Raw genomic sequence first — 15,671 nt, forward strand, 5'->3', positions numbered from 1 at the left:
TGAGCAGCCTTCCGCCCCGGTTCCGCGGCCCCTTGGTGCAGGCCCCTGCCAGCTTCACCGCACTGCTCACCGCAGCCACCGCCGCCAGCCGGCGCCTGGAGGAGGAGGGAGTGCTCAGCCTGGGCCTGCCGATGCCCGGCCTCGACCCCCTGGCGGCCCTGCCGCTGCTGGGGGGCGACGACGGTTTCCGTTTCCTCTGGGATGGCGCACCGGGGCTGAGCATCGCCGCCGCGGGCGTCTGCAACGGCCTGGAACTGAGTGGGCCGAGGCGCTTCGAACTGGCCCAGCGCTTCAGCAGCCTCAGCCTCAGCCGCCTGGCCCGGGAACCGGGCCCCTGTCCGCCCCTGGCCCGGCCCCGGGTGCTGCTGGCCTTCGCCTTCTTCGAGAGCCCCCTGCACCCGGGCACCGGCGCAGCGGGGGTCAAGGCCGTGCTGCCCAGCTGGCAGCTCAGCCGCCAGGGCCGCCACTGCTGGCTGCGACTGCAGCGCTGCCTCGGTGGTGACGTCACGGCCCGCAGCGTGGCCGAGGAACTCTGGGAGACCCGACGCCAGCTGGAAGCCGTGGCCCTGCCGGGCCAGCCCGGAGCCGTGCGGCGGGAGCCAGTGGGCATCGCCCATGGCTCGAGCTGGCACGCGGGCTACCGCTCGGCCCTGGATCGGGCCCTGGAACTGGTGGAGCGGGGTGATCTGCAGAAGCTGGTGCTGGCGGTGCGCCAGCAACTGTTGCTGGATGGTCCCCTCGATCCCCTCACCCTGTTGTCGCACCTGCGCCACAGCCAGCCCGGCAGCTGCCGCTTCCTGTGGCAGCAGTCCCAGGGGGAGGCCCTGCTGGGGGCCTCACCGGAGCGGTTGCTGACCCTGCGTCAGGGCCAGCTGCGCAGCGACGCGCTGGCGGGCACCGCCTCCCTGGGGGCGCCGGCCGATGACCTGCTTCATTCCCTCAAGGACCGGCACGAACACGAACTGGTGGCTGAGACGATCACCGCCGTGCTGAAGAAGGCCGGTCTGGAGCCGCGGCGCCCCCGCCGCCCAAGGCTGGCGCGCCATGGATCCCTGGTGCATCTGCACACACCGATCACCGCCTCGTTGCGGGGTCAGGCCCCCCTCAGCCTGGCCGAAGCCCTCCACCCCACCCCGGCGGTGGCCGGCCTGCCCCGGCGCGAGGCGATGGCCTGGCTGCGTAGCCTCGAACCGTTCGAGCGAGGCCACTACGCCGCGCCGATCGGCTGGATCGACACCGAAGGCGACGCCGATCTGCGGGTGGCGATCCGCAGCGGCATCCTGCGGGGCCGCCAGCTGGAGCTGACCGCCGGAGCGGGGCTGGTGCGTGGTTCCCATCCGGAGCGGGAACTGCAGGAGGTGGCCCTCAAGCTCGGGGTGCTGCAGCAGCAGCTCAACCTGCCCGTGGCCGCCGCCTTCAGCTGAGCAGCCGCTCGATGACCAGATCGGCCAGGGGAAGGCGGCCCAGCCGTTCCACCTCGCGCACCCCGGTGGGGCTGGTGACGTTGATCTCGCTGAGGCGGCCATCGATCACATCGATGCCCACGAAGAAGAGCCCTTCGGCCCGCAGCACCGGGCCCAGGTCGGCGCAGAGGCGCTGCTCCGTATCGGTGAGTCCGGCGGCCACCGGCGCGCCGCCCAGGGCCAGGTTGCTGCGGAACTCCCCCGCCTTCGGCAGCCGGTTGACCGCCCCGAGGGGCTCGCCGTTCACCAGCAGGATGCGCTTGTCGCCGGCGCTGACGCCGGGCAGAAAGGCCTGCACCATCACGGGCAGCTGCTCCTGCTGGGTGACCAGCTCGAGCAGGGCCCGCAGGCCGGGGGCCGCCGCGGTGGTGCGCACCACCCCCTGACCGGCCCGGCCCGCCAGTGGCTTGAGCACCACTTCCTCGTGGCCGGCGGCGAAGGCCGCCAGCTGCTCCACCCGGGCACTGACCAGGGAAGGCGCCATCCAGGCACTGAAGCGCAGGGCGCCGAGCTTCTCGTTCCAGGCCCTCAGGGCCGCAGGGCGGTTGAGCACCTGCACCCCGAACACCTCCGCCATCTCCAGCAGCTGGGTGGCATAGAGGTAGGCCTCGTCGACCGGGGGATCCTTGCGCATCCAGATCCAGCGGAAGTGATCCAGGGGCAGTTCCCTGGCTTCGCCGGCCTCGTACCAGGGATCCGGCACGATCCAGTCCTCGTCGGCGGGGCGCACATCCGCCAGCCGCAGGGGCCTGGCCCAGGCCCGGGGCCGATGGGTTCCATCCTCGGCCCCCGCCGTGGAGAGGTCCGCCTGGGTGCACACCCAGACCGCCAGTCCGGCGCGCTGGGCCGCCTGCATCAACGCCACGCTGGAGTCCTTGGCTGGCCGCAGTCGCTCGATCGGGTCGACCACGAACAGCTGGGCGTCCCTTGCCGAAGCTGAAGTGGGGCTCACTGGGGCAGACGCAGGAGAGCCTCGAGCTCGCCGACGCTGGCAAGTTTCTGCAGTTCGGCGTAGCCCCCGATCCCCTTGCCGTCGATGAAGATCTGGGGAACGCTGGTGTGTCCGCCGGCGCGCTTCATCATCACCTCCTTGTTGATGTCGTCGTCGTCAACGATGTATTCGTTGTACGTGACACCGAGTCGATCCAGCAGCCCCTTGGCCCGGATGCAGTCGGAGGAGAATCGAAAGGTGTAGATCTCGACCTTGGCCGGCGGTTTCACCTCCAAAAATTCCTGCCCGGGCTGTTGCGGGGGGATTCCTGGATGCTCCATCAAGCCTCTTGAGAGTCAGAGCACTTCAGCCTAGAGGCGCCGCTCGCATCCCTCCTGATACGGTCGTGTCACAAGCTCTTTTGGCCCGGTGCTCGACCTCACCGATTTCAAGCGGGATCTCTCCGAACTCACCGACCGCCTGGGCCATGCCCAGGACTGTCTTTGACGTACCGGCCCTGAACGCCCGCCAGCGGGACCTGGAACAGCTGGCCTCCCAGCCCGGCTTCTGGGACGACCAGCAGCAGGCCCAGAAACAGATGCGCCAGCTGGATGAGGTGAAGGCCCAGCTGGAGCAGCTGCAGCGCTGGCAGGCAGCTATCGCCGACGCCCGCGCCAGCCTGGAGCTCCACGATCTCGAGCCCGACGAGGAACTGCTGGGGGAAGCCAACGACGGTCTGCAGGCCCTGCGCACGGAGCTGGACCGCTGGGAGCTGGAGCGGCTGCTGAGCGGTCCGTACGACAAGGAGGGGGCGGTGATCTCGATCAACGCGGGGGCGGGCGGCACCGACGCCCAGGACTGGGCCCTGATGCTGATGCGCATGTACACCCGCTGGGCCGAGGACCATGGCATGAAGGTGACCGTGGACGAACTCTCCGAAGGGGAGGAAGCGGGCATCAAGAGCTGCACCATCGAGATCGACGGCCGCTACGCCTACGGCTACCTGCGCAACGAGAAGGGCACCCATCGGCTGGTGAGGATCTCGCCGTTCAACGCCAACGACAAGCGCCAGACCAGCTTCGCCGGGGTGGAGGTGATGCCCAAGCTGGAGGAGGAGGTGAAGCTGGACATCCCGGAGAAGGATCTGGAGGTCACCACCTCGCGTTCGGGCGGCGCGGGCGGCCAGAACGTCAACAAGGTGGAGACGGCCGTGCGCATCCTGCACATCCCCACCGGCCTGGCGGTCCGCTGCACCCAGGAACGCTCCCAGCTCCAGAACAAGGAGAAGGCCATGGCCCTGCTGATGGCCAAGCTGCTGGTGATCGCCCAGGAGCAGCGGGCGGCCGAGATCGCCGACATCCGCGGCGACATCGTCGAGGCGGCCTGGGGCAACCAGATCCGCAACTACGTGTTTCACCCTTATCAGATGGTCAAGGATCTGCGCACCGGCGAGGAAACCACCGACGTTCAGGGGGTGATGAACGGCGACCTGGATCCCTTCATCCAGTCGCTGCTGCGCCAGGGTGTGGAGATCGCCGCCGAAGCGGCCGCCTGAGCCCCCACCCCCCAGCGCCACCCCATGCCCGAGCGCGCCACCCCCGAATCCCCCGCCGCCCAGGCCCCTGGCGGTGAGAGCCCGAGCTTCGTGAAGCTCGCCATGCGCAACATGGTGCGCAAGGGTCGCCAGAGCCTGGTCCATTTCGGCCTCACCGCCCTGGGCCTCAGCGGTTTTCTGCTGCTGATCGCCTGGCTGGGCCGGCCCAGCCTGCCCCAGTGACGTCCGCGACGCCGGCAGGTCCCCCCCCCGACCTCGATCTGGCCTTCAGCCTCCAGAGCCTGGCCGACACCGGGCCGTCATCCGGGAGTGGACTGGTGGACCCCCTCCGGGGAGCGGACCTCTGGAGCGCCCATCTGGCCGCCTGGCTGCAGCAGCTGCAGGAGGAGCTGCCGGCCCCGCTGCAGGCCCCGGCCTACAGCCTGGGGCTGGAGCTCTGCGACGACCCGGCCATCGCCGAGCTCAACCGCAGCTGGCGCCACATTGAGGGGCCGACCGACGTGCTGGCCTTCGCCGCCCAGGAGGAGGCGCCCCCGCTCCCGATCGGCGAGCTGGCGGGGGCAGGCGAGACCGGGCTGGAGCTGGGCGACATCGTGATCTCCCTGGACACCGCCCGGCGCCAGGCGATCTCCGCCGGCCATGGCCTCGAGGCGGAACTGCTGTTCCTGGCCAGCCACGGCCTGCTGCATCTGCTGGGCTGGGATCACCCCGACGACGCCAGCCTGGCCGCCATGCTGGAGCGGCAGTCGGAGCTGCTGGAAGCCACGCCCCCCTGACAAGGGCGGTTAGGGCCGGACATCGGCGGTAGGGTGCCGCTGGTCCAACCGTCGGCGGTGCGATGCCCATGCTCGTTCCCGAGGAACATCCGCCGGTCCTGCGCGACGTGACCGGTGATGTCCATCGCCGCGGCCGACGCCTCAGGGCAGGGGCCTGGAAGGTGGCCGGGGATCTGCCGGCGAGTTTCCGCTATGCGGCCCAGGGTCTGGCCTACGGCTTCGCCAGCCAGCGCAACTTCCGGATCCACGTCGTCACCGGCGCCGTGGTGTTCGGCCTGGGACTCTGGCTGCAGCTGGCCGTCGACCGTCTGGCCGTGCTGGTGCTCACCGTGGCGGCCGTGCTGGTGCTGGAACTGCTCAACACCGCCACCGAAGCCGTGGTCGATCTGGCGATCGGACGCCAGTTCCACCCCCTGGCTCGGATCGCCAAGGACTGTGCCGCCGCCGCCGTGCTCGTGGCCGCCCTCTCCTCCCTGGTGATCGCCCTGCTGCTGCTCGTGCCGCCCCTGCTGACGCGCCTCGGCGCCTAGACCGACCCCATGCTCCTGGTTCTCGACAACTACGACAGCTTCACCTTCAACCTGGTGCAGTACCTGGGGGAGCTGGCGGTCGACCACCCCCTGGCCGCCGATGTGCGGGTGGAGCGCAACGATGCCCTCGATCTGGCGGCGATCCGGGCCCTGGATCCGGCGGCGATCCTGATCTCCCCGGGGCCCGGGGATCCGGACCAGTCGGGCGTGTGCCAGGAGGTGCTGCGGGAGCTTGGGCCCAGTGTGCCGCTGCTGGGGGTGTGCCTGGGTCACCAGTGTCTGGCCCAGGTGTACGGGGGCCGGGTGGTGCGGGCCGGCGAGCTGATGCACGGCAAGACCTCACCGGTGCGCCATGCCGGCCAGGGGGTGTTCGAGGGCCTTCCGGAGCCCCTCACCGCCACCCGGTACCACAGCCTGATCGCCGAACGGGAGAGCCTGCCCGACTGCCTGGAGATCACCGCCTGGCTCGACGACGGCACGATCATGGGTCTGCGGCACCGGCAGCACCCCCACCTGCAGGGGGTGCAGTTCCACCCGGAGAGCGTGCTCACCCAGTCCGGCCACCAGCTGCTGGCCAATTTCCTGCGCCAGGCGTCCCACTGAGCCCGGCCGGGGGAGGAACGGCGCCGCCACTGCTAACTTCGCGCCACACGACGGGCCCGGCGGGGCCATGCGCACGCCATGGTTGAACCCACCCCCAGGCCCAAGGCTCCCTCGCGGCGGTTCACCCCCTCGCGCCGGCGCATGGGCCTCAGCCTGGGTCTGGGACTGGCGCTGGCCGCCGGGATCTCCCAGCCGGCACTGGCCCAGAGAGGAGGCGGTGGCGTCACGATCACCAGCTACGGCCACAGCGCCCTGCTGATCCAGGGCGGCGGTGCCCGGGTGCTGCTCAACCCCTTCCAGGCGGTGGGTTGCGCCGCGGGTCTGGCGGAGCCGCGGCTGAGCGCCGATGTGATCCTGGCCAGCAGCCGGCTCAAGGACGAGGGGGCGCCGGTGGCCAGGGGCACGTTCCTGGTGAAGCCCGGGTCCTACAGGCTCGCCGGACTGAAGATCGAAGGCATCTCCGCCCCCCACGATCGGGTGGGTGGCCGCCGCTTCGGCAACGCCACCCTCTGGCGCTGGCGCCAGGGTGGCCTCGACTTCGCCCATCTCGGCGGCACCGCCGGCAGCCTCAGTCCCTCCGACAGGGTGCTGCTGGGCCGACCGGACGTGCTGATCATCGGCGTGGGTGGCGGCGGCAAGGTCTACACAGGCCAGGAGGCCGCCGAGGTGGCCAGGGAGCTGCAGGCCCGCCGGGTGATTCCCGTGCAGTACACCAGCGGCAAGCCCCCGGCCAACTGCGACCAGGGGCCGGTGGAACCCTTCGTGCAGGCCATGGCCGGCGCCAGGGTGCGGCGCAGCGGCCGCACGATCACCGTGGTGCCCCCCGTGGGTGATGGCACGGTGATCGAGCTGATGCGCTGAGGCCTCAAGCCGGCGTGTCGAGGCTTCGATAGACCTCCCAGAAACGGGCCATCTGCTCGCGGGTGCCGATGCTGACCCGCAGGGAGCCGTCAATCAGGGGCTTGCCGGCCATGGAGCGCACCAGAATGCCCGCCCGGCGCAGGTCGGCCTCCACGGCCGCGGCGTCCCGCCGGGGCCAGACGAGCAGATAGTTGCCCCCATCGGCGTGGTGGCGCACGCCCTCGTGCTGCAGCTCCCCCACCAGCCAGTCCCGGGCCTCCAGCACGCGGGCCACATAGGCGTCCACATAGGCCTGGTCGGTCAGGGCCGCATGGGCGGCGGTGACCGCGAAGCTGTTGATGTCGTAAGGACCGCAGACCCGGCCCACCCGCTCCACCAGCTCCGGCGCGCCGATGGCGAAGCCGATACGCAGGCCGGCCAGGCCGGCCGTCTTGGCCAGGGAGCGAAGCACCAGCAGGTTGGGAACGGCGGCGAACATGTCCTCGGCCTCCGGGCCCGGCCGCCAGCGCTTCTGCAGGTGGGGCAACAGGCTGTCGCCGGAGAAGGCCTCGTAGAGCTCATCCACCACCACCAGAGTGTCGGGCGACGCCGCCGCCAGCTCCAGGATCCGCTCCGGCGCCAGCCGCGTGCCGGTGGGGTTGTTGGGATTGCAGATCAGCAGGATCCGGACGGGCGGACCGGCGACGAGGGCGGCACGGATCTCGGCATAGGGGAAGCCGAAATCGGGCCATCGGTAGGGGATCGCCTCGATCTCCATGCCCTGCATGCGGGCACAGGGGGCGTAGTACCCGAAGGTGGGGCTGGTGGTGAGCAGCCGCTCACCGGAGTCGCCGTAGGCATGGAAAAGGGCGTGGAGGGCGCCGTCCACGCCGTTGAACAGCCCGATGCAGACAGGGGTGAGGCCCTGGCCCCCAAGCGAGGCCACCACGGCCTCCCGCAGGCCGTCGTATTCGGGATAGATGGCGTAGTGCTCGGCCGGGATGGCGCGGATCGCCTCCACCACCCTGGGGCTGGGGCCGACGGTGTTCTCATTGAAGTCGAGGCGAAGCAGACCGCGGCGCCCCTCCAGGGGGGCGCTGTACGCCTGGAGGCCCTCCACCTCCCGCCGGGCAGAGATACCGCTCACGAACACCGTTGACGCCGGTCAACGGCAGTTTTGCAGATGCCATTTCCCTTGGCTGGCTGCGATGGAGGCATCGATGCGCAGGGTGGGTCGCCGTGACCGCGGAGCCCTTCGTGATGCTGCCGCCTCACATCCGCTCCAGGGTGGGAATCCCCAGCAGCCCGAGTCCCAGCTTGAGGGTGTCGGCCGTGAGCCGGCAGAGGGCCAGCCGCGAACCGCGGGCCGGATCCTCCGCCCTGAGCACGGGAACCTGGTCGTAGAAGCGGTTGAACACCTGGGAGAGCTCAAACAGATAACTGCAGAGCCGGTTGGGCAGCAGCTCCTCCTCCACCTCCAGGATCACGCCGTCGAACTGCAGCAGCTGGCGCACCAGGGCCCACTCCTGGGGTTCGGTGAACAGCAGGGGCGAGGGCAGGGCGGCGCCGGCCCCGCCACGACGGGCGATCCCGGCGATCCGCACCACGGCATACAGAAGGTAAGGGGCGGTGTTGCCCTGCAAAGCGAGCATGCGATCGAAGCTGAACTGGTAGTTGGTGGTCCGGTTGGTGGACAGATCGGCGTACTTCACCGCAGCCAGGCCCACGGTGGTGGCCACTTCGGTGATGAAGGCCTCCTCCTCCCGGCGCCCCTCCTCCGCCAGGCGCCGGCACAGATCAGCCTCGCAGCGCTCCACCGCCTCATCCAGAAGCTCCCGGAGCCGCACCGTGTCGCCGGCACGCGTCTTGAGCTTCTTGCCGTCCTCCCCCTGCACCAGGCCGAAGGGCACATGCTCCAGCCGCCCGCCCGGCGGAATCCAGCCGGCCCGGCGGGCCACCTGGAACACACCGGCAAAATGGCTGGCCTGGCCCGCGTCGGTCACGTAGATCACCCGCCGGGCGCCATCGCCTTCAGGGGGCGACGCGAAGCGGTAGCGGATGGCGGCCAGGTCGGTGGTGGCGTAGTTGAAGCCACCGTCGCTCTTGCGCACGATCACCGGCGGCGCCTTGCTGGCGGAGCCGTCGTCCCCTTCCAGGAAGACGCACTGGGCACCGCCATCGCTCACCAGCAGGCCGGCGGCGGCCAGATCCGCCACCACCGCCTCCAGACAGGGGTTGTAGAAGGATTCGCCGCGCTCCAGCAGACGGATGTCGAGCCGGTCGTAGAGCCGCTGAAATTCGCGGCGCGACTGGTCACAGAGCAGCTGCCAGGCCCGCCGGGACACCGGATCGCCTCCCTGCAGCTTCACCACCTCCTCGCGGGAGCGGACCTGAAAGGCCTCATCGGCATCGAAGCGGGCCTTCGCCTGGCGGTAGAAGGCCACCAGGTCGCCCAGGTCGACCGCATCGGCGGTGCTCAGCGCTGCCGGGGCCACCTCCTTGAGATGGGTGATGAGCATGCCGAACTGGGTGCCCCAGTCGCCCACATGGTTGAGCCGCAGCACCGGATGGCCGCGGAACTCCAGCACCCGGGCCAGGGCGTCGCCGATGATCGTGGAGCGCAGATGGCCCACGTGCATCTCCTTGGCGATGTTGGGGCTGGAGAAATCCACCACCACCGGGGCCGCAGCGTCGCCCACGGCCGGCACCCCAAGGCGGGGGTCGGCCAGTCGCCGGCCCACCTCCGCCGCCAGCAGCTCGGGCCGCAGGGTGAGATTGATGAAGCCCGGTCCGGCGATCTCCGGCGGCAGGCACAGGGCCCCGAAGGCCGGATCCGCCTCCAGCTGGGCCACGATCGCGGCAGCGATCTGCCGGGGCGCCTGGCGCAGGGGCCGGGCCAGGACCAGGGCCCCGTTGGCCTGGAAATCGCCGAATTCCGGCTTCGAGGCGGGGGCGAGCTGGGGGTCGAGGGGTTGGCCGGCCCCGCGGGCGGCGACGGCCGCTGCGGGGAAAGCGCGCTCCAGAGCCCCCAGCAACTGGCTGTTCAGGGCATGGGCGATGCGCAGCATGGAGCGGAGCCGGTGAAACGGTAGGCGTGGTCACGATCATCCTCCCCGGGGGGACTGGAGCTCACAGGCTCTCGCAGAGCTCTCGCAGCCAGACCATGAACCGATCCAGATCGCCTCGCCCTTCAGACCAGAGCGCGATCGCCTTCTCCAGAAGCCGCTTCACCTCGTCGGCACGCACCACGGCCGGCCCAGCCGGACTGACGACCGCCATCCGCTCCAGCAGCCGGCGATGCCCATCGGCGCCGACTGGAGTGGCGGCGATGGTGAGGCGAGTGCTGCTGCCTCCTAATCGCTCGATACCGGTGGATAACCCGCAGACTCTCCACCAGCGTGTCCAGCTTTGAACGCTCCACGCCCCGGTCGGTGAGCAGCTCATCCAGCTTCAGCCTGGCAAAACCATCGAAGCTCACAGCAGCCGCTGGGCACGGTCCCTGATCCGCTGCTGCCAATGGGGCGGCAGACTTTCCAGCCGCACCAGATCGACGGGGATGTCACCGGCGGTAGCCTCTGCTTGCCCCAGGGCATCGAGAAGATCCAGCATCGTCATGCCCTCCACGGCAAGGTCGATATCGGAGCCCATCCGGAACCTGCCTTCGATGGTCGAACCGAACAGCCCCACTGCTTCGATCGCTGGCCAACGACGCTGCAGGGACAGAGCGCAGCGTCTGGCCGCCGGCAAGGTCCTCAGCAGACGGCTGTCACAGTCCTGACGCTCCTCCCAGTGGCGACGGTGGACGTTGGAGAGCCTCATCGGATCAACGTAGGAGGTCGTTTTCCTGGATGAGCAGTGGCAGGATGACGATTGCCCCATCGAAGCGAAGCCGGGAGCCCTTCATCGGTACCGGAGCGCCTGCGAGCTCTTTCTCCAGGTGCCGGTCACCGGATGCTGCCGCCCGCAGGAGGACATGGTCGGCACCCCGAGGCGGGAGTCGGTCAGCCGCCGGCCAACTTCATCGGCCAGCACCTGGGGCCGGAGGGTGAGGTTGATGAAACCCGGCCTGGCGATCTCGGACGGCAGGCACAGGGCCGCGAAGGCGGTATCCGCCTCCAGCTGAGCCACCATCGCCGTCGCGATCACCCTCGGGGCTTGCCGCAGGGGCCGATTCAGGGCCAGGGCGCCGTTGGCCTGCGAATCGCCGAACTCCGACTTCGAAGCGGGGGCGAGCTGGGGATCGATGGGCCGGCCTGCTGCCTGGGCGGTGGCGGCCGCCCCGGGGAAAGCGCGCTCCAGAGCCCCCAGCAACTGGCTGTTCAGGGAGTGGGTGAGGCGCAGCATGGAGCGGGGCCGATCAGTCGGTGGGAGTGGGGCCGATGATCCTTCCCGGCAGAGGGTGGGGCTCAGATTCAGGGCCGTGTCCAACAAGGGGTTGACTGCCTTGAGGTTCAGGGGCATGAACTCAGCACACGGCGTGGCACGTCAACCAGGTGTCCCGAGGATCGGAGACTCAGCCGTTGAGGCCTGCACCCACCGCAAGCGAGGAGTCGGTGCCGCTCCCCCCGTGCTGCCCAACAGCCCGCAGCCACTGGGAGCAAGGGCCAGGCCCCAGTTTTTTGGGATGAGGCAGCCGCTGCTGCAGATGGCGTCTCCAAGACGAGTGCCAGCGACTTCACCCCGTGCATGAGCGCAGGATGCAGATCCGCTGCGACGGCACTTAAAGAATTTATGAAGCCGTTCCTCCTCGGGTGAAGCTCGTATGATAGAAAGGCTAATGAACAGTATTCAAGAAGGCATCGCCATGAAGCCCTACCGCCTCCTCGTCACGGGAGCAGCGGCCACGCTCCTCTCAGCGGGGTCCGCCTTGGCAGCCAATTCGTTCAGCGTGGACTTTGCAGGCGCTACCGGGGTCAAGGGGGCAATGTCCTTCGACTTCAGCACGGCAGGCACAAACCAATACTATATGACCATCGACATTTTCAATAACACAAAATCAACCGATACCACCAGCGGGGTTCTGACGGGTTTCGGCTTGAATCTCCCAACACCAGCACCTCCAACGTTCACTTTCCTGACTTACGAGCCGCTTGCCTCAAGTTTTCGCGGTGTCATACCACCAGGTTATTTCATACCAGTGAATGACCCAACCCCATACGCTCTGACCGACTCAACAAACACAAATTTGAGTCCTCTCGGGGTTCTGGATTTTTGTTTCGTCTCCAAAGACAACCCTAATCAATGTGAAGGTGCTGGAAGCGGAAAACCAGGTGAAGGGTTAGCCCGAGATTCTTCAACACAAGTCAAATTTAAAATCGGTTCCGACGTCAGTAAAGGCTCCGACGCAGCAAATATTGCTGCCGTTTCAGCGGCTATACAGCAGTACATCTACGACAACCAAGGAAATCCTCAATCTGGTAACAACAGTGGCCCCTTTGGGGTCGTAACTCGCTGGCAGTCAATCACCGGAAGCCTCACCAGCTCTGACAGTGATAAAGTTGTCGGCACGACTGTATGCACAAACGGAGTCTGTGGAGGTAATACCGGGGGTTCACCCAACGATCCAAATTCTGTTCCCGGCCCGCTTCCCCTTTTCGGTGCAGCAGCAGCGTTCGGCTACAGCCGCAAACTGCGTCATCGCCTGAAAACCATTCCACCTCTTGCCTGAACGTTTCTAGAAGTCAAGCCCACCGATATAAACCAAATCTTCCTTCATTCCCAAAGCCTGTTCTACCTGAACAGGCTTTTCTTTTCTTCCTATCGTTCTCTCCTGGGGCGAAGAGCCTAGATTGGGACCCAAGAAAATGTCCGACGAAAAAGTCGCATTTTTGGACGGTTGAATTCTCTAACCTTGTCGAGGCAACCTCGAAATCTCTATTATTCAGCAGCCCATTGGGAGGGTCTTCACCCCATGAATTCCAGGAGAGGATAACATCCTTTCACTGCGGATCTATCGGTTCCAATTCAATCGCTTTAGACCTGACGAGATCCCATCACCACCATGAGTGAGACCACAGAAAGCAGAAGTCTGGAATCTGCGATTTTCAGCGATCGCCTGGCAGTGGCCGCCATGGCTCTTTTCGTGGTCTACCTGGTTTCCGTTCTTGCGACCATCTTGCCACCCAGGTTTCCTAATCCCATCTGGCAACTGAGCAGCATCAAAGTCATCACGGAAGGGGCACCCATTCCGCTGCTTGGCCTGGCTCTACTTCATCTGGCTGCCTTTCTTTGCCCTGCCAACATCCAGCTTCAAAAGCGGCGGAATGCTTTAGCTCGGCTGGCCATCCTGGCCGCACTCGGATTTCTGTTGATCGTCCCACTGCAGAGCCATGCGGTCTGGAGGTCCTATCGCGATTCCTATTCAGTAGCGGCACAGCAGCAAGCGAGCGCCACCCAACGGGCGGATGCGGTACGTCAGGCCATTGAGCAGGCAACCAGTGCCGAAGATCTTCAGGAACGTCTGGTGGCTCTGCAGCGACCTGATCTGCGGATCAGGTTGGATGCCAAGACATTTTCGGCTATCCCCCTACCAGATCTAAAAAAGCAACTTCTCAGCCAAGTCGATCAAACCGAAGGTCAATACAAGGCCAGATTCGGATCCCTTGACCCAGGAGCTACCGATCGCATCTTCAGGGATAGCCTTCGAGCCATCCTCTCATCCATCGCCTTTGCGATCGCTTTTGCCGCCCTCGCCCAGAGGAAGAACAGCAAATCTCCTTTTCTGATGGAGATACCGTCCCTGCCTGGCCGCCTGGTCGCATCGCTGGGGCCAAGGCGGACTCGGCCCGGCCAAGCGGGTGCAGCGTTGGACTTCATGAAATCACCAGCCAAAAGGGAAGAGGAATTCTTTGAGTCCCTGGCGCCTCCAGAGGATAAAGCGTCCCCGCCCCTCGAATGATCGCAAGGAAGGTGCCGCTCCGGAGCGCAAGGGACAGAAAGACTTCACCGGGGAGTGGACCAGCCTGTCTCGATGGAGACTGCCACTTGCTTGAAGGACACCTGAAAGGACGTTGACACGCTCGCGCAATAGTTGGGAACCCAGCTTGCTGTTCTTTCCTGCAGCTGATCAGGCCGCTGCAGGGGGGAGATCAACCAGGCCCGTGTGGCAGTCGAGGCCTTTATGGATCCGCAGGCAGTGCGGTAGGGGGTCGTTTTTGGCCGCTGAGCTGCCGAAAGTCAACACGTAAGCCCACTCCGTCAGAAGGCGCTGGATGAATGGCTCGGCCTTGCCGTTGGTCCGAAGAAGGGAGGGCCTGCTCTTCTTCACCTCCAATCCCATGGCCTGAGCAGCATTCCGCCGCCCATGGGGCTTGTGGGGAGAGCCGTGGCTTCTAAACACCCATCGTCACTCCCTCCCCTGGTCGTTGAACCAGACCGGCGCACAGCTCACAGAGCCCACGTCATCGGCCCCTTCTTGCGGTCAGCGCAGGGGAAACCCGGACTACCACGCCACAGCGGTCTTTCCCTTGGGTGGCACCCCTCACGCCCCGGGAAGCGGACAACGTCAAGCAAGCTGGCCCTCCCGAAGCCGATACACCGCAGGCGCACCAAGCCTTGGCCGGCAGGCGCTCGGGCCGCGCCGCCCACACCCGAGGCCTCCGCTTCCCGGAATGGCCGCGGGAGCGGAAGCCAGGAAGAGCGGCGAAACCCACCACCCTCCGGAAGGGAAGAAAGAGCAGATAGTCCTTGGGGTCAGTGACCCGACCCCAGGGCAGAACGGCATCGCTCCCTCGCCGATTAAGGGATCCTCCCAACTTGCCTTCAGCTTCTCCTCATGAGACGATCAGCCCGCCCCATGGATTGCAGGAGAAGGCCCGCCTTGGCAACCAACCGCACGAATCCCGAGCGAGGGGGCAACGTCCCTCGCTTCACGACGGGCTTCCGCTGACCCCGGACCGCTCACACAGCGAGACTAGGTCTCGCGAGACTCTCAATGGGTGCTTTCCTGGATGTGGGCGCATCCGGCGCGGCGCAACTCCATTGACCATGCTTTGGATCCTCCTCGCTCCTGGATCATCCCAGCGACCGAAGAATTAAGAGCTCCCAAGCCTGTTGTTCTCCGAACTTCAGCCTCCGGTCCAGGCCTTTCTGGAGCGGATCCCTCCATCCCATAAAGGATTAAAACCCTTGCAAAAACTGGAATCCCGCTGCTTTCAGCACCGATCCTCGCACCCTAGGGATCACGGCAAGGGCCTCAGGTGAACTGGATTTTGCTGTTCCACTCGAAACCAGGATGGCGCCCCTTACAGAGATTCATGAATCTGAATCCATGGTCTGTACGGCATAAACCTAAGCCTCCTTTCACCTCTGACCACGAAACTCCCCATCGATTTGTTGTGAATACCAAAGACGCAGAAAAAATCCATCGTGGATGATCAGTGCTGGGAGCAATCAACTCCCAACCATCAGCAACCCCAGAACCAAAGTCAACCACCCCAGTGCCCCGGGAGCAATGACTTTGATGATGGCCGCGATCATCTGACTGGCGACAGTTGGAGCGTCGCGGAGGCATCTGGCTGCCGTTGGCTGTTCCCCCGTGTTCCGGTCATGACTGACACCTCCAGAGCGGCTCCCCCTAAAACCGTCTCTTTCCTCCTCCCTGACCCCACAAGCCAGGCCAGTCGCTCGTCCGATCCGCTGCTGCCCCTTCAGGCTGATCCTGCTCCCCCCTCATCCGAAGCTTCCCGAGCCACGGGCACCGCATCGGTCATGGCCGATGGCCTGCGTCCTGCCGCTGGTGTCACGAACCGGGCGTCTGTGGATGGCAGCCATCGAGAGCCGAATCTCCGGGGCGCTGTCTTCCAGAGAGATGTACCGATCCTCTCCCTGCGGGATGTTGTCTCCAGCAGTCATCAGGCTCTCGCCAGCCCCCCGGGCCTGAGCGACTCCTTCGCCGGGCGCGACCCCAACGCCACCACCTCAGGCTCCTCCGCAGGCAGCTCCTGTCTCTGCAAGGACTGCACCAAGCTGGAT

Annotated in this window: 16 protein-coding genes and 1 pseudogene; 10 read left to right on the forward strand and 7 right to left on the reverse strand. The window is 66.5% G+C overall.

Features of this window, described 5'->3' with window-relative positions:
• The first annotated feature begins 35 nt into the window (after window positions 1-35).
• Window positions 36-1,424, forward strand: a complete 1,389-nt coding sequence (locus KUG41_RS10675) for an isochorismate synthase MenF (protein ID WP_371734120.1) — start codon at window positions 36-38, stop codon at window positions 1,422-1,424.
• Here the strand turns inward: KUG41_RS10675 and gshB are convergent.
• Entirely contained in the window at window positions 1,417-2,379 is a 963-nt protein-coding gene (gshB, locus tag KUG41_RS10680) for a glutathione synthase (protein ID WP_254217144.1), read from the reverse strand. The two genes, KUG41_RS10675 and gshB, sit on opposite strands and share 8 nt — an antisense overlap.
• Window positions 2,380-2,411: 32 nt before the next feature.
• Complete coding sequence (locus tag KUG41_RS10685) at window positions 2,412-2,684, reverse strand: glutaredoxin domain-containing protein (protein ID WP_371734115.1); 273 nt, start codon at window positions 2,682-2,684, stop codon at window positions 2,412-2,414.
• A 139-nt stretch (window positions 2,685-2,823) separates the two neighbouring features.
• Between KUG41_RS10685 and prfB the strand changes: the two genes are divergently transcribed.
• The 6 genes from prfB (at window position 2,824) to KUG41_RS10715 (ending at window position 6,719) form a co-directional block, all read left to right on the forward strand.
• A protein-coding gene (gene prfB / locus KUG41_RS10690; protein ID WP_216904001.1) for a peptide chain release factor 2 occupies window positions 2,824-3,949 on the forward strand; the annotation gives its coding sequence in 2 pieces (ribosomal slippage) (window positions 2,824-2,898 and window positions 2,900-3,949; 1,125 coding nt in all).
• A gap of 24 nt (window positions 3,950-3,973) precedes the next feature.
• Window positions 3,974-4,171 carry a DUF3285 domain-containing protein gene (locus tag KUG41_RS10695; RefSeq protein ID WP_216904003.1) on the forward strand — a complete coding sequence of 66 codons (198 nt, stop codon included), beginning with the start codon at window positions 3,974-3,976 and terminating at the stop codon, window positions 4,169-4,171.
• Window positions 4,168-4,725, forward strand: a complete 558-nt coding sequence (gene ybeY / locus KUG41_RS10700; RefSeq protein ID WP_371734116.1) for an rRNA maturation RNase YbeY — start codon at window positions 4,168-4,170, stop codon at window positions 4,723-4,725. Before KUG41_RS10695 ends, ybeY begins: the two co-directional genes overlap by 4 nt.
• Before the next feature lie 68 nt (window positions 4,726-4,793).
• Window positions 4,794-5,255: a diacylglycerol kinase family protein gene (locus KUG41_RS10705; protein WP_216904050.1), complete on the forward strand. Its 462-nt coding sequence runs from the start codon at window positions 4,794-4,796 to the stop codon at window positions 5,253-5,255.
• Window positions 5,256-5,264: 9 nt separating this feature from the next.
• On the forward strand, window positions 5,265-5,858 hold the full coding sequence (locus tag KUG41_RS10710; RefSeq protein WP_216904005.1) for an aminodeoxychorismate/anthranilate synthase component II: 594 nt from the start codon (window positions 5,265-5,267) through the stop codon (window positions 5,856-5,858).
• 78 nt (window positions 5,859-5,936) lie between these two features.
• Window positions 5,937-6,719: an MBL fold metallo-hydrolase gene (locus KUG41_RS10715; protein WP_254217128.1), complete on the forward strand. Its 783-nt coding sequence runs from the start codon at window positions 5,937-5,939 to the stop codon at window positions 6,717-6,719.
• 4 nt (window positions 6,720-6,723) lie between these two features.
• On the opposite strand, the gene KUG41_RS10720 is transcribed toward KUG41_RS10715, so the two are convergent.
• The 5 genes and pseudogenes from KUG41_RS10720 to KUG41_RS10740 all read right to left on the reverse strand — a co-directional run.
• Window positions 6,724-7,845: a histidinol-phosphate transaminase gene (locus KUG41_RS10720; RefSeq protein WP_371734117.1), complete on the reverse strand. Its 1,122-nt coding sequence runs from the start codon at window positions 7,843-7,845 to the stop codon at window positions 6,724-6,726.
• Between the two features lie 124 nt (window positions 7,846-7,969).
• The gene (argS, locus tag KUG41_RS10725) at window positions 7,970-9,766 is read right to left on the reverse strand and encodes an arginine--tRNA ligase (RefSeq protein ID WP_216904009.1); all 1,797 of its coding nucleotides are present in this window, start codon (window positions 9,764-9,766) and stop codon (window positions 7,970-7,972) included.
• A gap of 61 nt (window positions 9,767-9,827) precedes the next feature.
• Window positions 9,828-9,977, reverse strand: coding sequence for a hypothetical protein (locus KUG41_RS10730; RefSeq protein WP_216904011.1), 150 nt, complete (start codon window positions 9,975-9,977; stop codon window positions 9,828-9,830).
• Window positions 9,978-10,172: 195 nt separating this feature from the next.
• Window positions 10,173-10,517, reverse strand: a complete 345-nt coding sequence (locus KUG41_RS10735) for a nucleotidyltransferase family protein (RefSeq protein ID WP_216904013.1) — start codon at window positions 10,515-10,517, stop codon at window positions 10,173-10,175.
• A 153-nt stretch (window positions 10,518-10,670) separates the two neighbouring features.
• Window positions 10,671-11,042 (reverse strand): annotated as a pseudogene (locus KUG41_RS10740) (arginine--tRNA ligase); the annotation flags it as partial.
• A 433-nt stretch (window positions 11,043-11,475) separates the two neighbouring features.
• Between KUG41_RS10740 and KUG41_RS10745 the strand changes: the two are divergent.
• The 3 genes from KUG41_RS10745 to KUG41_RS10755 form a co-directional block, all read left to right on the forward strand.
• Complete coding sequence (locus KUG41_RS10745) at window positions 11,476-12,366, forward strand: hypothetical protein (protein WP_216904017.1); 891 nt, start codon at window positions 11,476-11,478, stop codon at window positions 12,364-12,366.
• Between the two features lie 333 nt (window positions 12,367-12,699).
• Window positions 12,700-13,596 (forward strand): HpsJ family protein, encoded by an 897-nt coding sequence (locus KUG41_RS10750; protein WP_216904019.1) that lies wholly within the window; start codon window positions 12,700-12,702, stop codon window positions 13,594-13,596.
• 1,811 nt (window positions 13,597-15,407) lie between these two features.
• The coding region (locus KUG41_RS10755) for a hypothetical protein (protein ID WP_216904021.1) at window positions 15,408-15,671 on the forward strand (264 nt) is incomplete at its 3' end.

Origin of the sequence: Synechococcus sp. CCY 9618 (genome assembly GCF_019038415.1) — a bacterium.
In the GTDB taxonomy this organism is placed as follows: Bacteria; Cyanobacteriota; Cyanobacteriia; order PCC-6307; family Cyanobiaceae; genus Cyanobium.

Bases quoted from the DNA above. Each gene is read 5' to 3' on its own strand.
- argS (WP_216904009.1), bottom strand. From the start codon at position 9,766: ATGCTGCGCATCGCCCATGCCCTGAACAGCCAGTTGCTGGGGGCTCTG.
- KUG41_RS10745 (WP_216904017.1), top strand. From the start codon at position 11,476: ATGAACAGTATTCAAGAAGGCATCGCCATGAAGCCCTACCGCCTCCTC.
- KUG41_RS10710 (WP_216904005.1), top strand. From the start codon at position 5,265: ATGCTCCTGGTTCTCGACAACTACGACAGCTTCACCTTCAACCTGGTG.
- KUG41_RS10750 (WP_216904019.1), top strand. From the start codon at position 12,700: ATGAGTGAGACCACAGAAAGCAGAAGTCTGGAATCTGCGATTTTCAGC.
- KUG41_RS10735 (WP_216904013.1), bottom strand. From the start codon at position 10,517: ATGAGGCTCTCCAACGTCCACCGTCGCCACTGGGAGGAGCGTCAGGAC.
- KUG41_RS10695 (WP_216904003.1), top strand. From the start codon at position 3,974: ATGCCCGAGCGCGCCACCCCCGAATCCCCCGCCGCCCAGGCCCCTGGC.
- KUG41_RS10715 (WP_254217128.1), top strand. From the start codon at position 5,937: ATGGTTGAACCCACCCCCAGGCCCAAGGCTCCCTCGCGGCGGTTCACC.
- KUG41_RS10730 (WP_216904011.1), bottom strand. From the start codon at position 9,977: ATGGCGGTCGTCAGTCCGGCTGGGCCGGCCGTGGTGCGTGCCGACGAG.
- KUG41_RS10705 (WP_216904050.1), top strand. From the start codon at position 4,794: ATGCTCGTTCCCGAGGAACATCCGCCGGTCCTGCGCGACGTGACCGGT.